This is a genomic window from Streptomyces goshikiensis (assembly GCF_014650555.1).
GTDB classification, from domain to species: domain Bacteria; phylum Actinomycetota; class Actinomycetes; order Streptomycetales; family Streptomycetaceae; genus Streptomyces; species Streptomyces goshikiensis.
In genome coordinates this window covers 842,180-857,179 of the sequence record NZ_BMVE01000001.1, presented here as the reverse complement: position 1 = coordinate 857,179, position 15,000 = coordinate 842,180, and the positions used below count along the sequence as shown (strand labels likewise).

The window sequence follows — 15,000 nt, the reverse complement described above, 5'->3', positions numbered from 1 at the left end:
CGGACCGGACGCCGGATCAGACGCTCAGCGACCGCGCGTAGTTGACCTGGTGCATCACCCAGGCGTACGAGTTGGGGTCGGTCGCCGGGATCATCGTGGAGTGGTGGCGGCCGCCGCTGTGCACGGTGACCTGGATGTAGCCGGTCGTCCGCTTCTCCTTCATCAGCAGGAACAGCAGCCCGAGCAGGCAGAACAGGAAGAAGATGATGGCCAGCACGATCGCGTGGGCCGGCATCTTCTCCTCGGTGCGCGAGAGGTCCGTGGCGTTCCACATCGCGCCCCGCAGCGGCATCGTGCCGGACGGGGTGATGATCTGGTCCCCGGCGACGCTGATGTCCCCGATGGACAGGCCCTGCCCGGGAACCGCGCCGGGCCCGGGCGCGTACCCGGGCGCCGGCGGCTGCTGCGGAATCGGCAGCCCCGCGCCGCCAACGGTCGGCTGGTGCGCCGGAGGCTGCGGGTAGGGCTGCGGGTAACCGTAACTGGCCTGACCGGGGCCCCACTTGTAGTCACCCGGTGCCTGGCCGGGGTCACTCGCGTACGGATTCGGCTGCTGCTCACTCATGCGGCCGATCCTTCCACAGGGCATCCCCGCGCACCGTACCCCCCGTCAGAACCCCTACCCCACCGCCCACTTAGGGCCGGGTGACCTCCTCGCCGATCACCAGGCCCTTGGCGGGCCCCTCGGGGACGGTGGCCGGGGTGCCGTACGAGACGGTGGTCTTGGTGGCGTACGTCCCCTTGTCAGGGTCCGGGGAGCTGAACACGGTCACCGTGCGCTGATCGGTGAAGTCATCGATGACGACGTAGACCGAAATGGCGGCGAGGGCGTACCACCGCTGCTTTCGGATGTGGTCCCGGCGGTGAGCGTCGTTGCCGGGCGAGACGATCTCGGCAACCAGCGGCACCCGGGTGGCGTCCACGCCGAGGCCTTCCTCGTCGGGGATCTCATCCAGGTCCCGTGGGGCCACGAAAAGGTCGGGGATGCAGACCTTCCGCCCCTGGATGATGTTGATGTCCTGGAAGACCGCGAGATCGCTGCCCGCGAGGTGGGCTTCCAGCATCCAGCGCAGGCGATTGTTGAGCACGTCGTGACGGCGACGGCCGGTGGGAGACACCTCGATGGACCCTTCGATGATCTCGGCCCGGTAGCCCTCCGGAAGGTCCATCGCCTTCCAGGCCTGCCACAGCACCTCATCGAGACCGGGGTCGCACATCGCCTCGTGGGCAAGAGCGGACATGGAAAGCACCTCCTTCTCTCAGTGTGGGTGCGGACGACGCTTCGGTACAAGCGGCGCTGGCGACCGTAGCGCCATCGGCCCAAGGGTTCGGTCCGATGAAAGGTTTATCCGGCCCGTCCCCACCCCTGGGGGTGAACGCGGCGAGGGCCCCGGCCCGGTGGTGAACACCGGGGCGGGGCCCTCGTACGAGCGGGGACCGGAGGTCAGAAGCGGCGCGTGATCAGGGCGCGCTTGACTTCCTGGATCGCCTTCGTGACCTCGATGCCGCGCGGGCAGGCATCGGTGCAGTTGAAGGTCGTGCGGCAGCGCCACACGCCGTCCTTGTCGTTCAGGATCTCCAGCCGCTGCTCGCCGGCCTCGTCGCGCGAGTCGAAGATGAAGCGGTGCGCGTTGACGATCGCCGCCGGGCCGAAGTACTGGCCGTCGTTCCAGAACACCGGGCACGAGGACGTGCACGCGGCGCACAGGATGCACTTGGTGGTGTCGTCGAAGCGCTCGCGGTCCTCGGCGGACTGCAGGCGCTCACGCGTCGGCTCGTTGCCGGTGGTGACCAGGAACGGCATGACGTCGCGGTACGCCTGGAAGAAGGGCTCCATGTCGACGACGAGGTCCTTCATCACCGTGAGGCCCTTGATGGCCTCGACGGTGATCGGCTTCTCCGGGTTGATGTCCTTGATCAGCGTCTTGCAGGCGAGCCTGTTCTTGCCGTTGATCCGCATCGCGTCGGAGCCGCAGATGCCGTGCGCGCAGGAGCGACGGAAGGTCAGCGTGCCGTCGAGGTCCCACTTGATCTTGTGGAGACCGTCGAGCACGCGCTCCTTCGGGTCGATCTCGATCTGGAAGTCCTGCCACTGCGGCTCGTCCGAGATCTCGGGGTTGTAGCGGCGGATCCGGAACGTGACCGTGATGAAGGGCGAGGCCGCGGCCGCAGCCTCCATCTCGTCCGTCTTGGACAGGGTCGGGGTGGCCATCAGTACTTACGCTCCATCGGCTGGTAGCGGGTGACGACGACGGGCTTGTAGTCCAGCCGGACGGAGTCCTGGCCGTTGTCGTCGACCTCGCGGTACGCCATGGTGTGGCGCATGAAGTTGACGTCGTCGCGGTTCGGGTAGTCCTCGCGGTAGTGACCGCCGCGGGATTCCTTGCGCGCGAGCGCGGACACGGCCATGACCTCGGCCAGGTCGAGCAGGTTGCCCAGCTCGATGGCCTCCAGCAGGTCCGTGTTGAAGCGCTTGCCCTTGTCCTGGACGGACACGTTCTTGTAGCGCTCGCGCAGTTCCGCGATCTTGTCGACCGCGGTCTTGATGGTCTGCTCCGTACGGAAGACCATCACGCAGGCGTCCATCGTCTCCTGGAGCTCCAGGCGCAGGTCCGCGACCCGCTCCTTGCCCGTGGAGTTGCGCAGGTGCTCGACCAGGTCGGCCACCTGCTGCGCCGGGTTCTCGGGGAGCTCGACGAAGTCGTTCTCCTGCGAGTACTTCGCCGCGGCGATGCCCGAGCGCTTGCCGAAGACGTTGATGTCCAGCAGCGAGTTGGTGCCCAGACGGTTGGCGCCGTGCACCGACACGCACGCGACCTCGCCGGCCGCGTACAGGCCCGGGACGACGGTGGTGTTGTCCGCCAGGACCTCACCCTCGACGTTGGTCGGGATGCCGCCCATGGCGTAGTGCGCGGTGGGCTGGATCGGGATCGGGTCCGTGTACGGCTCGATGCCCAGGTAGGTGCGCGCGAACTCGGTGATGTCCGGGAGCTTCGCGTCGAGCTGCTCCGGCGGCAGGTGCGTGAGGTCCAGGTACACGTGGTCACCGGCGGGACCGCAGCCGCGGCCCTCACGGATCTCGGTGTAGATGGAGCGCGAGACGACGTCACGGGACGCGAGGTCCTTCATGACCGGCGCGTACTTCTCCATGAAGCGCTCGCCGTCCTTGTTGCGGAGGATGCCGCCCTCACCGCGGGCGCCCTCCGTCAGCAGGATGCCCATGCGCCAGATGCCCGTCGGGTGGAACTGGAAGAACTCCATGTCCTCCAGCGGCAGGCCGCGGCGGTAGCAGGCCGCCTGGCCGTCACCCGTGAGGGTGTGCGCGTTGGAGGTCACCTTGAAGAACTTGCCGGTGCCGCCGGAGGCGTAGATGACGGCCTTGGCCTGGAACACGTGGATCTCGCCGGTGGCGAGCTCGTACGCGACCACACCGGCCGACTTCTTGACGCCGTCGACCTCGACCAGGAGCTGGTCCAGGACGTAGAACTCGTTGAAGAACTCCACGCCCTCCTTGACGCAGTTCTGGTACAGCGTCTGGAGGATCATGTGGCCCGTGCGGTCCGCGGCGTAGCAGGACCGGCGGACCGGCGCCTCGCCGTGGTTGCGGGAGTGACCGCCGAAGCGGCGCTGGTCGATGGTGCCGTCCGGCGTGCGGTTGAACGGCAGGCCCATCTTCTCCAGGTCGAGGACCGCGTCGATGGCCTCCTTCGCCAGGATCTCGGCGGCGTCCTGGTCGACCAGGTAGTCACCGCCCTTGACCGTGTCGAAGGTGTGCCACTCCCAGTTGTCGTCCTCCACGTTGGCCAGCGCGGCGGCCATGCCGCCCTGCGCGGCACCCGTGTGGGAGCGGGTGGGGTAGAGCTTCGTCAGCACCGCGGTGCGGCTGCGCTTCGTCGACTCGATGGCGGCGCGCATGCCCGCGCCACCTGCGCCGACGATGACGGTGTCGTACTTGTGGATCTTCATTGGTTTCGCCTCAGCCCCGTTGCCTAGCGGATGTTCGGGTCGAAGGTGAAGATCACCAGCGTGCCCAGAAGGATGGTGAACACCGTGGCGGTGTAGAGCAGGCCCTTCAGCCACAGCCGCGTGTTGGCGCGCTCCGCGTAGTCGTTGATGACGGTACGCAGACCGTTGGAGCCGTGCAGCATGGCCAGCCACAGCATCAGCAGGTCCCAGACCTGCCAGAACGGGGACGCCCAGCGGCCCGCCACGAAGGCGAAGCCGATCTTGGAGACGCCGCCGTCCAGCACCAGCTGGATCAGCAGGTGGCCGATGACGAGCACCACGAGGACGATGCCCGAGAGGCGCATGAAGAGCCAGGCGACCATCTCGAAGTTGCCGCGGGTCGAGCGCGGCGTCTTGCCGGTGCGCTTGCGCGGGGCTTCGATGTAGGGCGCCGGGTTGTCGGCGTCGTAGAGGCTCACGTCCTCCACGGCGCCGACCGCCTGGGCGGAGGAAGCATCAGAAACTGTGTTGTTCGAAGACATGGCGCGCGTCACTTCCCGAACAGTTCAGCAGCTGCGTGGCCCAGTACGGGGTACAGGGCGCCGATCATCAGGAAGACCCAGAGGCCCACGACCGACCAGAGCATCTGCTTCTGGTAGCGCGGGCCCTTGGACCAGAAGTCCACGGCGATGACACGGAGACCGTTGAGCGCGTGGAAGAGGATTGCGGCGACGAGGCCGTACTCCAGCAGCGCGACGATCGGATTCTTGTAGGTAGCCACGACATCGTCGTACGCCTCGGGAGAGACGCGGACGAGAGCGGTGTCGAGGACGTGTACGAACAGGAAGAAGAAAATGAGGACGCCGGTGACTCGATGAGCCACCCAGGACCACATTCCTTCCCGGCCGCGGTACAACGTTCCAGCCGGCACGGAAAACCCTCCGGAAGCGGGGCGGGGGCCAGCCGGCTTCGTTGTCGGTCGGGCCCGGCCGGGTACGGTCCACCGGCCCCGGACATCGTAGCGACGCTTTGTCGGTTCCTTCGCGCGGGGGTCATCGGTGTGATCAAACAGGCACGGACGGGCTATCCCACGGGGGAAAATAGCCCGAAATCCGCTGCGAACAGCCCATTGCCCGGGGCCGCCCGGTCCAACAGTCGCGGCAGTCGGTCCATCAGGTCGGCGAGTCGGGCCTGCGCGAGGCGGCGCAGCTCGTCCGCGGAGATGGCCCGCTCCTCGTCGATCTCGTGGGTCATGCGGCGCCGGATCGCGCCCAGCAGCTGGTCCGCCCGCTCCTCCGGGGGGTGTCCGGCCAGGCAGATCACGAAGGCGTGGCCGAAGGTGCGCTCGTACTGCGCGTGGGCCGCGTCGAGCGCGAGCAGCGCCGCGTACGGGGCCCCGCGGCCCAGCTCCGCCGGGAACTCGCCGCTCAGCGCCTCGGTGAGGTCCGCCTGCGAGAGGTCGTACGAGGCCTCGTCCGCGGCGGCGAGCAGAGACGGGGCGTCGGGGTAGGGGCGGTGGGTGGCGACGCGGTGGGCCCAGCGCCGGCTTCCGCAGCAGTACAGCAGGATGGCGTGGGCGTCCTCGTGGGAGAGGGCGTTGAACCGCGTCAGCCCGGGGCCGTGGCCGGGGGCTCTGCCGGGGACGGTGGAGCGCCCCCCGGGCTTCGCCCCGGGAGTGCCCCGCTCACCCCCAGGGGCCTGTGCCGGAAGGTGGCTGGACAGCGGGGGGCTCCTCGGTGCGCGGCGCGGGTGTGCCGCCACGCTATCGAGGCGCGGCCGGGCGTGCTGTGCCCGAATGAGGTTTTCACCCGGAAGTGAGCCGAAAGGATGACGTGAGGCATGTGTGAACGCGCCGGACCCACTGAACGGGTGACCCCGCGGGGCCGTGTGAGAGGGGAGGACGACCGAGGCCGCCACCCCCCACAGGAGAGGCCCCGGTCGCCATCCGTCACGGACTCGTGCGACAAGCCCGTACTCCAGTCAGCGCCTCGGGTGCGTTTTGTGTCACACCCCGCTCCGCGCAGGTTTGGTTGCAGGTTGTACAACTCGTGGACGAAGGTGCCTGAAAGCCGTAACGTGCTGATTTGCGCCACACGTACAGGACAGTGAACGGGTTGGGGACTTTGCTGGGGGACGACGCGGAGCTGACCGCCGCGGTGCTCGCGGCACAGCACGGCGATGAGAACGCGTTCCGTACTGTGTACCGCGCCGTGCACCCGCGCCTGCTCGGATACGTACGGACGCTCGTCGGCGACGGCGACGCGGAGGACGTCACTTCCGAGGCCTGGCTGCAGATCGCCCGCGACCTCGATTCCTTCACCGGCGACGCGGACCGCTTCCGGGGCTGGGCCGCCCGCATCGCCCGCAACCGCGCCTTGGACCACATCCGGATGCGCGGCCGCCGCCCCGCGATAGGCGGCGACGAGAGCGAACTCACGAACCACACCGCCGACAGCGATACGGCGGGCCTCGCGATGGAGTCCCTGTCCACCGGCCGCACCATGGCGCTGATAGCCCGTCTCCCGCAGGACCAGGCCGAGGCCGTCGTGCTCCGCGTGGTGGTCGGACTCGACGCGAAGAGCGCGGCGGAGACCCTCGGCAAGCGCCCGGGCGCCGTCCGCACGGCCGCCCACCGGGGCCTGAAGAAGCTGGCGGAGCTGCTCAGCACCGAACTGGCCGAGGAGGGGGCTTCCGGAACCGGCCCTCCGGTCGGCCATAATGCCGGAGGCCGGTCGCGGGACGGCGGAGGCGAGAGGGATCTCGATGCCGTTCCGGCGCAGCGCGGCCCGGGCGGGAGCCTCGTAGAACAAACCGGTGTGACGCATTCACGTTGGCGGACGCAGAAGGACATGTGATGGCCGACGAGCGCAACAGGTGGCTGGACCAGGCCGCGGCGGAAGAACTGCTGCGCGGAGCACCGGTCGGACCTGTCGCCGACCAGCGTGCCCGGGCCGAGGCCGACCGCCTCCGCGCCGCCCTCGACACCCTCGCCCCGACCCTCCCGCACCCGGCCGCCGGCCCGGAGCTGCCCGGGGAGGCCGCCGCCCTGGCCGCCTTCCGCGCGGCGCACGGCACGGTCCGGCCCGAGGAGCCCGGGTCGGCGGCGGCCCACGAACCCCTGGTGGAACTCGGCCGCGAGGACCACCGAGCGGCCGAACTCCTCGTACGCACCCGCCCGCCGCGGCGGAACACCGCCGTGCGGTTCGGGCTGGCGGCCGCGCTGGCGAGCGTCGCCGTCGGCGGACTGGCAGCGGCCGTCGGGACCGGGCTGCTGGACCAGGGCTCGCACACCTCCGCCGGACCGCTGCCGTCGGTGTCCGTGAGCACCGGGGGGAATCCGGCGCCGACCGGGGACGGCGGCGGCCTGCGGCCGCTGCGCTCCCCGCAGGCGCGGCCCACCGAGCCGTTCGGCGGCGACGGCTTCGCCCCCGTCGGACCCTCGCACTCGCCCGGCGAGGAGACCGGCGCGGACGCGGCCCCGGACCCGGACGGGCATGCGGCGGTGGGCGGCTCGGCCGGGACCTCCTCGCCGCCCGCCTTCGGCGGCGGCGGCGCCGTCAAGGACGGCGGCCAGGACCGGCCGACGAGCGGCACCAAGGAGCGCGAGCGGGACCGCGACCGCGACCGGGAGAACACGGTCAAGGCCGCCGACCTGTGCGAGGCCTACCGGGCGGGGCAGATGAACGACGACCGGCGCGAGCGGCTGTCGAAGCTGGCCCGGGGCACCGCGCGGATCGCGCGGTACTGCGAGGCGCTGCTGGACGTGGCCCGCGACGGCGACATCGCCGGTGGCACGGGCACCTCCACCGGTTCCGGGCGGTCGACGACCGACGGCCCCGGCCCCGGGAGCGACGCCCTGCTGCCCCCGACCCCGACCGCCACGCGCGGATCGCTCGGCTTCCGCAGCCGCCTGTAACGCGTCCCGGCTCCCCGTCACACACGGCTGTAACACTTTTCGAGCCGCCGGCGCAGTACATATCGAGCCGACTGGTCATCGGCCGCGCATGAGCCGGGGTTCCCCCCGTACCTCTGGGCTCTGCGCAACCGGCGCGGGCGGGACACGTTCCCCCGGTCCCGCCCGCGCCCATTAATCTCCGGACCCGCCGACGACCCGGCGGGATCCGGTCACCAGTAGACGACGACCTTGTCGCCGACCTTCACGTCGTCGAAGAGCTTCGACAGCTTGGCCTTGTCCCGGACGTTGACGCAGCCGTGCGAGGCGCCGCTGTAGCCGCGGGCCGCGAAGTCCGCCGAGTAGTGCACCGCCTGGCCGCCGCTGAAGAACATCGCGTACGGCATGGGCGTGTGGTAGATCGTCGACGTCCACTCCTTGGCCTTCCAGCCCACGTCGAACACGCCCTCGCGGGTCGGGGTGTTCTCCGAGCCGAAGCGGACGTCCATCGTGGAGATCACCTTGCCGTCGATCATCCAGGCGAGGGTGCGGCTCTCCTTGCTGATGCACATCACCCGGCCCGTCATACAGCGCGGGTCCGGCGCGTCGACCTCGTTGACGGTCGGCGGGCGCAGCTCGTCCGCGGTGGGCTTCTTGGTCAGGCCCTGGATCTTCTTCCAGGTCTCCGCGTCCACGGAGCCGCTCGCGGTGAGCCCGTTCCTCGACTGGAAGGACTTGACCGCCGTCGTCGTCTTCGACCCGTAGAAGCCGGTGGGCGCGACGCTCATCAGCTTGAGCTGCTTCAGGCGGGCCTGGAGCTCGCGCACCTGCTCGCTGTCGTCGCCGTTCGCCATGACCGCCTTGACGGACGGCGAGGCTGACGGGGAGGAGGAGGCGGACGCGGAGGCGGAGGGGGAGGCCGAGGACGCGGAGGCGGACGGCGACGCGGAGGGATCGCCGGCCGGCTTGTCGTCGGAGGAGGGGGAACTCTCGGGGGTGGTGACCGCCGCGGACGCGGAGGGGGCCGTGGAAGCGGAGCCGGTGTTCTCCGTCTTCTGCGACCCACAGGCGGTCGCGGCGAGCGCGACGGCGGTGGCCAGGCCGAGCGTGCGGGCCATTACTCTCTGGCGGTGCATGGCGGTCCCCCGAATTCCCAGTCGTGTTGTCTGCGTTTATCTAGGTGATGCCTGCCGGGCGTGGAGAGTTGCGCCCGGCCGTCCGATGTTGCGCCATTGTGACCGGGGCCCGGACCGGGCCGTCGCGGCGGAAGTACCCCCAGTGCGGAGGGTCACGGGCAGATGGCGAACACCGAGAGCGGCATCCCGATCGAACCCGTCTACGGGCCGGCGGCCCTGACGGACTGGAACCCGGCGGACAAACTGGGTGAACCAGGGTCATATCCCTACACCCGTGGGGTCTATCCCACGATGTACACGGGCCGCCCCTGGACCATGCGGCAGTACGCCGGGTTCGGCACGGCCGCCGAGTCCAACGCCCGGTACCGTCAGCTCATCGAGGGGGGCGGCACCGGGCTCTCGGTCGCCTTCGACCTGCCCACCCAGATGGGGCACGACTCCGACGCCCCGCTCGCGCGCGGCGAGGTCGGAAAGGTCGGCGTGGCCGTCGACTCCGTCGAGGACATGCGGGTGCTGTTCGAGGGGATCCCGCTCGACCGGGTCTCCACCTCGATGACCATCAACGCGCCCGCCGCCCTGCTCCTGCTGCTGTACCAGCTCGTCGCCGAGGAACACGGCATCCCGGGCGAGCGGCTGACGGGGACGATCCAGAACGATGTCCTCAAGGAGTACATCGCGCGCGGCACCTACATCTTCCCGCCCGGCCCCTCCCTGCGGCTGACCGCCGACACCTTCCGCTACTGCCGGGCCGAGATCCCCCGCTGGAACACCATCTCCATCTCCGGCTACCACATGGCCGAGGCCGGGGCCTCGCCCGCGCAGGAGGTCGCCTTCACCCTCGCCGACGCGATCGCGTACGTCCGTACCGCCATCGGCGCGGGCATGGCGGTGGACGAGTTCGCGCCCCGGCTGTCGTTCTTCTTCGTCGCCCGCACCACCCTCCTGGAGGAGGTCGCGAAGTTCCGCGCGGCCCGGCGGATCTGGGCCCGCGTCATGCGGGAGGAGTTCGGGGCGCGGGACCCGAAGTCGCAGATGCTGCGCTTCCACACCCAGACGGCCGGGGTCCAGCTGACGGCGCAGCAGCCCGAGCTGAACCTCGTACGGGTCGCCGTGCAGGGGCTGGCCGCGGTGCTGGGCGGGACCCAGTCGCTGCACACCAACTCCTTCGACGAGGCGATCGCGCTGCCGACGGAGAAGTCGGCGCGGCTCGCCCTGCGCACGCAGCAGGTGCTGGCGTACGAGACGGACGTACCGCACACGGTGGACCCCTTTGCGGGGTCGTACGCGGTGGAGCGCATGACCGACGAGCTGGAGGCGGCGGCGCTCGCGCTGATGCGGCGGGTCGAGGACCTGGGCGGCGCGGTCGCCGCGATCGAGGCCGGGTTCCAGAAGGGCGAGATCGAGCGGAACGCGTACCGGATCGCGCGGGAACAGGAGAGCGGCGAGCGGGTGGTGGTCGGCGTCAACCGCTTCGCGCTCGCCCGGGAGGAGCCGTACGCCCCGCTGCGGGTCGACCCGGCGATCGAGGCCCGCCAGTGCGAGTCGCTCGCGCGCCTGCGGGCGACCCGCGACGCCCCGGCGGTGACCGCCGCCCTCACGGCCCTGCGCGAAGCGGCGGCGGGCCCGGCGAACGTCCTCTACCCGATGAAGGAAGCCCTCCGCGCCCGCGCCACGATCGGCGAGGTCTGCACCACCCTGCGCGAGGTCTGGGGGACGTACGAGCCGACCGGTTCCACATGGTGAAACCGGGTGGCGCGACAGGCGCGTACCCGTGCGACACTCCTGCACATGCTGGGTGTCACGGATCTGCCGACCTATATCGCCGGTCTCATATTGATCATTTTGTTGCCGGGGCCGAACTCGCTGTACGTGCTGTCCGTTGCCGCGCGGCGGGGGGTGCGGACCGGGTACAAGGCCGCCGCCGGGGTGTTCACCGGGGACGCCGTGCTGATGGTGCTCGCCGCCGCCGGGGCGGCCTCGCTGCTGCGGACCAGTCCGATGCTGTTCGGCGTCGTCAAGCTGCTCGGCGCCGGGTACCTCACCTGGCTCGCGATCGGCATGATGCGCGGCGCCTGGGCGCTGTGGCGCTCCCGCCACGGCGAGGAGGGCGTCGCGGCGGAGGCCGCCGCCCCGGAGGGGGACGGCGAGCGGCCGTACCGGCGGGCGCTGCTGATCAGCCTGTTCAACCCGAAGGCGATCCTGTTCCTGGTCTCCTTCTTCGTGCAGTTCGTGGACCCCGGCTACGCCTACCCGGCGCTGTCCTTCCTGGTCCTCGGCGGGCTGCTGCAGACCGGCAGCTTCCTCTACCTCACGCTGCTGATCTTCGCCGGGACCCGCCTCTCGGAGGCCTTCCGCCGCCGCAAGCGGCTCTCCGTCGGCGCGACCTCGGCGGCGTCCGTCCTCTTCCTCGGGTTCGCCGCCAAGCTCGCGGTCAGTTAGCCGTCGAGGAGCCTGCGGAGCCTCGGGCCCAGCGGGCGCTCCACCAGCCGGTGGATCCCCCAGGCGAGGGCCAGCATGAACACCAGCGTCAGCGCGAAGGTGGCCGGCGCCGGGATGCCCGCCCCGCGGTGCAGGGCCTTGATGACCACCCAGCCCAGGTGCTCGTGCACCAGGTAGAACGGGTACGTCAGCGCCCCCGCCACCGTCAGCCACCTCCAGCGCGCCCACGCCAGCTTGCCGAGGGCGACCAGGGCGACGGCCGCGAACCCGGCCGTGACGATCGCGATGATCACCAGCGAGCTGCGGTACGAGAAGAACTTCGGGTTCGGCGCGTGCCACAGCCCCGCCACCGCGTAGTGCTGCCCGATCAGCCAGCCGGTCAGGGCCACGGCCCAGGCCAGCCGGTCGCGGTGGTCGCGGTGCACCAGGTACAGGCCGATGCCTCCGATGAAGAACGGCGCGTACTGCGGCATCAGGGCCTGGCTGAGGAACGCCTTGCCCGCCGGGTCGCCCGCGTCGACGAGGACGGCGGCGACGGTCCAGACCCCGCAGAACAGCAGGGTCCGGCGGCGGCCGCCGCCCGGCAGGACCACGCAGAGCGCGAACAGGACGTAGAACCGCAGCTCGACCCAGAGCGTCCAGCACACCCCGAGCACCCGGTCGGCGCCCAGCGGCTGCTGGAGCATCGTCAGGTTGAGCAGGAAGTCGGAGGGCGAGACCGCCTCGACCGCGACCGTGACCAGGATCAGCGCCACCCAGTACGCCGGGTAGAGCCGGGCGGCCCGCGAGGCGGCAAAGGCGCGGACGGTACGCCCCTGGGCGCTCATGCAGATCACGAAGCCGCTGATGACGAAGAAGATCTGTACGCCGAGCGGGCCGTACGCGAACCAGGTCGAGGCCTCGGGGAACAGCTTGTTCGGGGACGCCCCCCAGGCCTTGGCCACCTCCCCGCCGCGCCCGCCGTAGTGGTACCCGGCGACCATCAGCGCGGCGAGCAGCCGCAGCGCGTCCAGGGCGCGCAGCCGGTCGCCCCCGGCCTTCGGCGCGGGTCCGGCCCCGGTGCGCGCCGCCGGTATCGCCGGGGCGGCGGTCATCGCCTGCCCCGCGTCCGGCGGACCCGCCGGACCTGGCGGACGGCGCGGCGCACGGCCGGGCTGCGGGTGAGGAAGGTCAGCCGGGCGGGGATGCCGCCGGGCAGCCCCTGGCTCGCCAGCCGGCGCCGGCTGAAGTAGCGCCAGGTGTGCTCGTCGAGGTGGCGGGTCAGGTACGCCTCGGCCGCCCCGCGGTGTTCCACGAGGATCCGCGGCTGCATCGCGAAGCCGACGGCGCTCAGCAGGCCGCCCAGCCGGGAGGAGACCTCCTCGGGGCCGGGGGCGCTCCAGCCGCGCACGGCGTCGGTGTCGGCGAGGTCGGGGAGCAGCGCGTCGACCACGGTGAGCGGGACGCGGTTGCTGTTCTGGTACGGGGAGAGGCGGCCGAGCACCGTCTTCGTGCCGGCGCGGGCGACGGGCAGCCCGAACAGGGTGGCGGCCGTCAGCAGCCCGGTGGAGAAGCAGCCGACGACCAGCGCCGGGCGGACCCGCTGGTACAGCACCTCGGCGAGCACCGGGCTGTCCAGCACGGTCAGGCGGGCGCCGAGCCGCTCGGCCTCGGCCTCGGCCCGGCGGGCGTAGAGGGCGGGGGCGCTGGGGTGCGGCTTGAAGACGAGCTCCCGGTGGCCCAGGGCGAACGCGCCGCGGACCATCTCGGCGTGCAGTTCCTCCTCCTGGGCGGGGCTGATCAGGTCGAGGGCGGAGAGGTACTGGCCGAGCAGCAGCGCCGGGGCCTCTTCGGAGGCGGGCGGGCGCGCGCCGTCCGGGGCGACGGCCGCGAGCTCGGCGAGGACCTTCAGGAACTCCTCGGTCGGCACCAGTTCGGCCGGTACGCCGAACTCGGTGAGCAGCAGCGGCTCCAGTCCGGGTACGAGGTCCAGGTGCAGCACCCGCCGCACCCGCATCCCGATCTGCGGGTCGAGCCGGACGCGGGTGGGTCCGTAGCTCATCAGTCCGTCGGCGTAGACGTCGACGGCGGCGCCGGGGAAGAGCTGGCACAGGCTCTGCGCGGGCGGCACCTGGAGGGATTCCACGATCAGCTCGACGCGGTCGTCGCCGAGTCCCCACAGGGTGCGCAGGTAGCGCTCCCAGAGGGGGACGTCGTCCGCGCGCGGGGACCAGGCGCTCGGGTGCTGCGGCTCGATGACGGCGTTCCAGTCGAGGACCTCGTCGAAGCGGGTGCTCAGGGTGGCGAAGCCGGGCATGTCGGCGAGCCGGGGGCTGACCTCGGCGGCGAGGGCGTGGTCGCTGGTCAGCAGGATCCGGCGGTCGGCGGCCGGGAAGCTGCCGGCGTCCACGGCGGCGGCGAGGGTGGCCGTCCCGTAGAGGGTGGAGCCGATGAAGATCTGCGTCAGGCTCACGCTGCCGCCCCCGACGGGGTGCGGCGGCGGAGCCTGCGCAGCAGGGCGGAGCGGTCGGCGTCCATCGAGGCCAGGGCCTGGTCCAGGACGTCCTGGGGCATGCGCCCGAGCGCGGCCGCGCTCATCGAACGGAGTTTCTTGGCCACGGCCGGTTCGAACCTTTCAAGAGACCCGTTGTGGTGCGCGATGATCGCACAATACGTTCGCACGGCTTTCGGGAGCAGAAGATCAAATTCCCGGTCGGCCGCGGTTTCCGAAATCACCTGGTCAAATGCGCGCATGAAATCGAGCTGGCGCTCGTCGCCGATCTGCGTCAGCGAGGTGGAAACCCCGCGACGGTAGAAGATTCCGGGCATTCCGACCGCCGCGAAGGATTTCGCCTCCCGGTGCAGCCGCCAGATCCAGGGCCGGTCCTCGGCCGTCCGCAGCCCGTCGGTGAAGTGCAGCAGTCCCCGGTCCAGCAGCCGCCGGTGGTACATCCCGGCCCAGGCGTACGGATAGTCCACCGAGGTGGCCCGGTCCGCGGGCAGGATCCCGGAACGCGGATCGGCGACGACCCCGTGCGCACCGAAGGGGACGCGCTGCACGGAGCGGGCCCGCCCGGTGACCCTGACATGGTCGTTGCGGACGAAATCGCAGTTCAGTGCCTCAATGGCGGCCACCATACGGGCCAGATGGCCCGGCGCCAGCCAGTCGTCGCCGTCCATGAAGGCGAGGTACTCGCCCCGGGCCGCGTCCAGACCGGTGTTCCGCGCGGTCGCCAGGCCGCCGTTGCGCTCGTGGCGCAGGTGCACCGCGCCGGGCAGCTCCCGCGCGGCCCGTTCCAGAAGGTCGGGAGTCCCGTCCGTCGAGTGGTCGTCGACGAGCAGGAACTCGAAGTCGTCCCGGGCGTTGAGCGCGAGACTTTTCAGGGCATCCGGTGCATATGTCTGCACGTTGTAGAACGGCACGACAACAGAGAGCTTGAACACCTGCGAGACGTTAGGCCGTTGTCCGGCATTCACCATGGCCCGCATACATATTCCATGTGAACGAAGCGGGGCGGGCGAGTTAACCGGTGCGGATTCGCATGACGTAGACGGGTTGTTAACCCGCTGTTGTGCGGTCGTTGGGCCGATCACCGAAATTGCGGAATA

Annotated in this window: 15 protein-coding genes; 4 read left to right on the top strand and 11 right to left on the bottom strand. The window is 70.7% G+C overall.

The window, feature by feature from the left end; genetic code table 11:
* Positions 1-16: 16 nt before the first annotated feature.
* The 7 genes from IE248_RS03915 to IE248_RS03885 all read right to left on the bottom strand — a co-directional run bounded on the left by IE248_RS03915 (position 17) and on the right by IE248_RS03885 (position 5,706).
* A complete protein-coding gene (locus IE248_RS03915) occupies positions 17-565 on the bottom strand; it encodes a hypothetical protein (protein WP_190029947.1) in 549 nt (182 codons plus the stop codon).
* 70 nt (positions 566-635) lie between these two features.
* The gene (locus tag IE248_RS03910) at positions 636-1,241 is read right to left on the bottom strand and encodes a Uma2 family endonuclease (protein ID WP_190029946.1); all 606 of its coding nucleotides are present in this window, start codon (positions 1,239-1,241) and stop codon (positions 636-638) included.
* A 203-nt stretch (positions 1,242-1,444) separates the two neighbouring features.
* Positions 1,445-2,212 (bottom strand): succinate dehydrogenase iron-sulfur subunit, encoded by a 768-nt coding sequence (locus tag IE248_RS03905; RefSeq protein ID WP_008742073.1) that lies wholly within the window; start codon positions 2,210-2,212, stop codon positions 1,445-1,447.
* Positions 2,212-3,966, bottom strand: coding sequence for a succinate dehydrogenase flavoprotein subunit (gene sdhA, locus IE248_RS03900; protein WP_008742072.1), 1,755 nt, complete (start codon positions 3,964-3,966; stop codon positions 2,212-2,214). Before sdhA ends, IE248_RS03905 begins: the two co-directional genes overlap by 1 nt.
* A 23-nt stretch (positions 3,967-3,989) precedes the next feature.
* The gene (locus IE248_RS03895; RefSeq protein WP_008742071.1) at positions 3,990-4,487 is read right to left on the bottom strand and encodes a succinate dehydrogenase hydrophobic membrane anchor subunit; all 498 of its coding nucleotides are present in this window, start codon (positions 4,485-4,487) and stop codon (positions 3,990-3,992) included.
* A gap of 8 nt (positions 4,488-4,495) precedes the next feature.
* On the bottom strand, positions 4,496-4,876 hold the full coding sequence (gene sdhC / locus IE248_RS03890) for a succinate dehydrogenase, cytochrome b556 subunit (RefSeq protein WP_073795060.1): 381 nt from the start codon (positions 4,874-4,876) through the stop codon (positions 4,496-4,498).
* A gap of 152 nt (positions 4,877-5,028) precedes the next feature.
* Positions 5,029-5,706 (bottom strand): 2-oxo-4-hydroxy-4-carboxy-5-ureidoimidazoline decarboxylase, encoded by a 678-nt coding sequence (locus tag IE248_RS03885; protein ID WP_229895108.1) that lies wholly within the window; start codon positions 5,704-5,706, stop codon positions 5,029-5,031.
* A gap of 362 nt (positions 5,707-6,068) precedes the next feature.
* Between IE248_RS03885 and IE248_RS03880 the strand changes: the two genes are divergently transcribed.
* Complete coding sequence (locus IE248_RS03880) at positions 6,069-6,800, top strand: RNA polymerase sigma factor (RefSeq protein WP_008742067.1); 732 nt, start codon at positions 6,069-6,071, stop codon at positions 6,798-6,800.
* Positions 6,800-7,861 carry a hypothetical protein gene (locus IE248_RS03875; RefSeq protein ID WP_190029945.1) on the top strand — a complete coding sequence of 354 codons (1,062 nt, stop codon included), beginning with the start codon at positions 6,800-6,802 and terminating at the stop codon, positions 7,859-7,861. The genes IE248_RS03880 and IE248_RS03875 overlap by 1 nt, the downstream gene beginning before the upstream one ends.
* 209 nt (positions 7,862-8,070) lie before the next feature.
* Here IE248_RS03875 and IE248_RS03870 read toward each other — a convergent pair whose 3' ends face one another.
* Complete coding sequence (locus IE248_RS03870) at positions 8,071-8,973, bottom strand: L,D-transpeptidase family protein (RefSeq protein WP_073795063.1); 903 nt, start codon at positions 8,971-8,973, stop codon at positions 8,071-8,073.
* Positions 8,974-9,135: 162 nt separating this feature from the next.
* Here IE248_RS03870 and IE248_RS03865 point away from each other — a divergent pair, with 162 nt between their 5' ends.
* Both IE248_RS03865 and leuE read left to right on the top strand, forming a co-directional pair.
* Complete coding sequence (locus IE248_RS03865; protein WP_190029944.1) at positions 9,136-10,716, top strand: acyl-CoA mutase large subunit family protein; 1,581 nt, start codon at positions 9,136-9,138, stop codon at positions 10,714-10,716.
* A gap of 45 nt (positions 10,717-10,761) precedes the next feature.
* Entirely contained in the window at positions 10,762-11,412 is a 651-nt protein-coding gene (gene leuE, locus IE248_RS03860) for a leucine efflux protein LeuE (protein ID WP_073795068.1), read from the top strand.
* Here the strand turns inward: leuE and IE248_RS03855 are convergent.
* Genes IE248_RS03855 through IE248_RS03845 form a run of 3 tightly spaced genes read right to left on the bottom strand, consistent with a single transcriptional unit; the run spans position 11,409 to position 14,835 of the window.
* Complete coding sequence (locus IE248_RS03855) at positions 11,409-12,506, bottom strand: acyltransferase family protein (RefSeq protein WP_190029943.1); 1,098 nt, start codon at positions 12,504-12,506, stop codon at positions 11,409-11,411. The two genes, leuE and IE248_RS03855, sit on opposite strands and share 4 nt — an antisense overlap.
* Positions 12,503-13,858, bottom strand: coding sequence for a polysialyltransferase family glycosyltransferase (locus IE248_RS03850; protein WP_100581996.1), 1,356 nt, complete (start codon positions 13,856-13,858; stop codon positions 12,503-12,505). Before IE248_RS03850 ends, IE248_RS03855 begins: the two co-directional genes overlap by 4 nt.
* 2 nt (positions 13,859-13,860) lie before the next feature.
* Complete coding sequence (locus tag IE248_RS03845; protein ID WP_073795213.1) at positions 13,861-14,835, bottom strand: glycosyltransferase family 2 protein; 975 nt, start codon at positions 14,833-14,835, stop codon at positions 13,861-13,863.
* Between the last annotated feature and the right edge of the window lie 165 nt (positions 14,836-15,000).

Coding starts and splice junctions, on each gene's coding strand:
- IE248_RS03915 (WP_190029947.1), bottom strand. CDS start 565: ATGAGTGAGCAGCAGCCGAATCCGTACGCGAGTGACCCCGGCCAGGCA.
- IE248_RS03875 (WP_190029945.1), top strand. CDS start 6,800: ATGGCCGACGAGCGCAACAGGTGGCTGGACCAGGCCGCGGCGGAAGAA.
- IE248_RS03855 (WP_190029943.1), bottom strand. CDS start 12,506: ATGACCGCCGCCCCGGCGATACCGGCGGCGCGCACCGGGGCCGGACCC.
- sdhA (WP_008742072.1), bottom strand. CDS start 3,966: ATGAAGATCCACAAGTACGACACCGTCATCGTCGGCGCAGGTGGCGCG.
- IE248_RS03905 (WP_008742073.1), bottom strand. CDS start 2,212: ATGGCCACCCCGACCCTGTCCAAGACGGACGAGATGGAGGCTGCGGCC.
- IE248_RS03895 (WP_008742071.1), bottom strand. CDS start 4,487: ATGTCTTCGAACAACACAGTTTCTGATGCTTCCTCCGCCCAGGCGGTC.
- IE248_RS03870 (WP_073795063.1), bottom strand. CDS start 8,973: ATGCACCGCCAGAGAGTAATGGCCCGCACGCTCGGCCTGGCCACCGCC.
- IE248_RS03865 (WP_190029944.1), top strand. CDS start 9,136: ATGGCGAACACCGAGAGCGGCATCCCGATCGAACCCGTCTACGGGCCG.
- leuE (WP_073795068.1), top strand. CDS start 10,762: ATGCTGGGTGTCACGGATCTGCCGACCTATATCGCCGGTCTCATATTG.
- IE248_RS03910 (WP_190029946.1), bottom strand. CDS start 1,241: ATGTCCGCTCTTGCCCACGAGGCGATGTGCGACCCCGGTCTCGATGAG.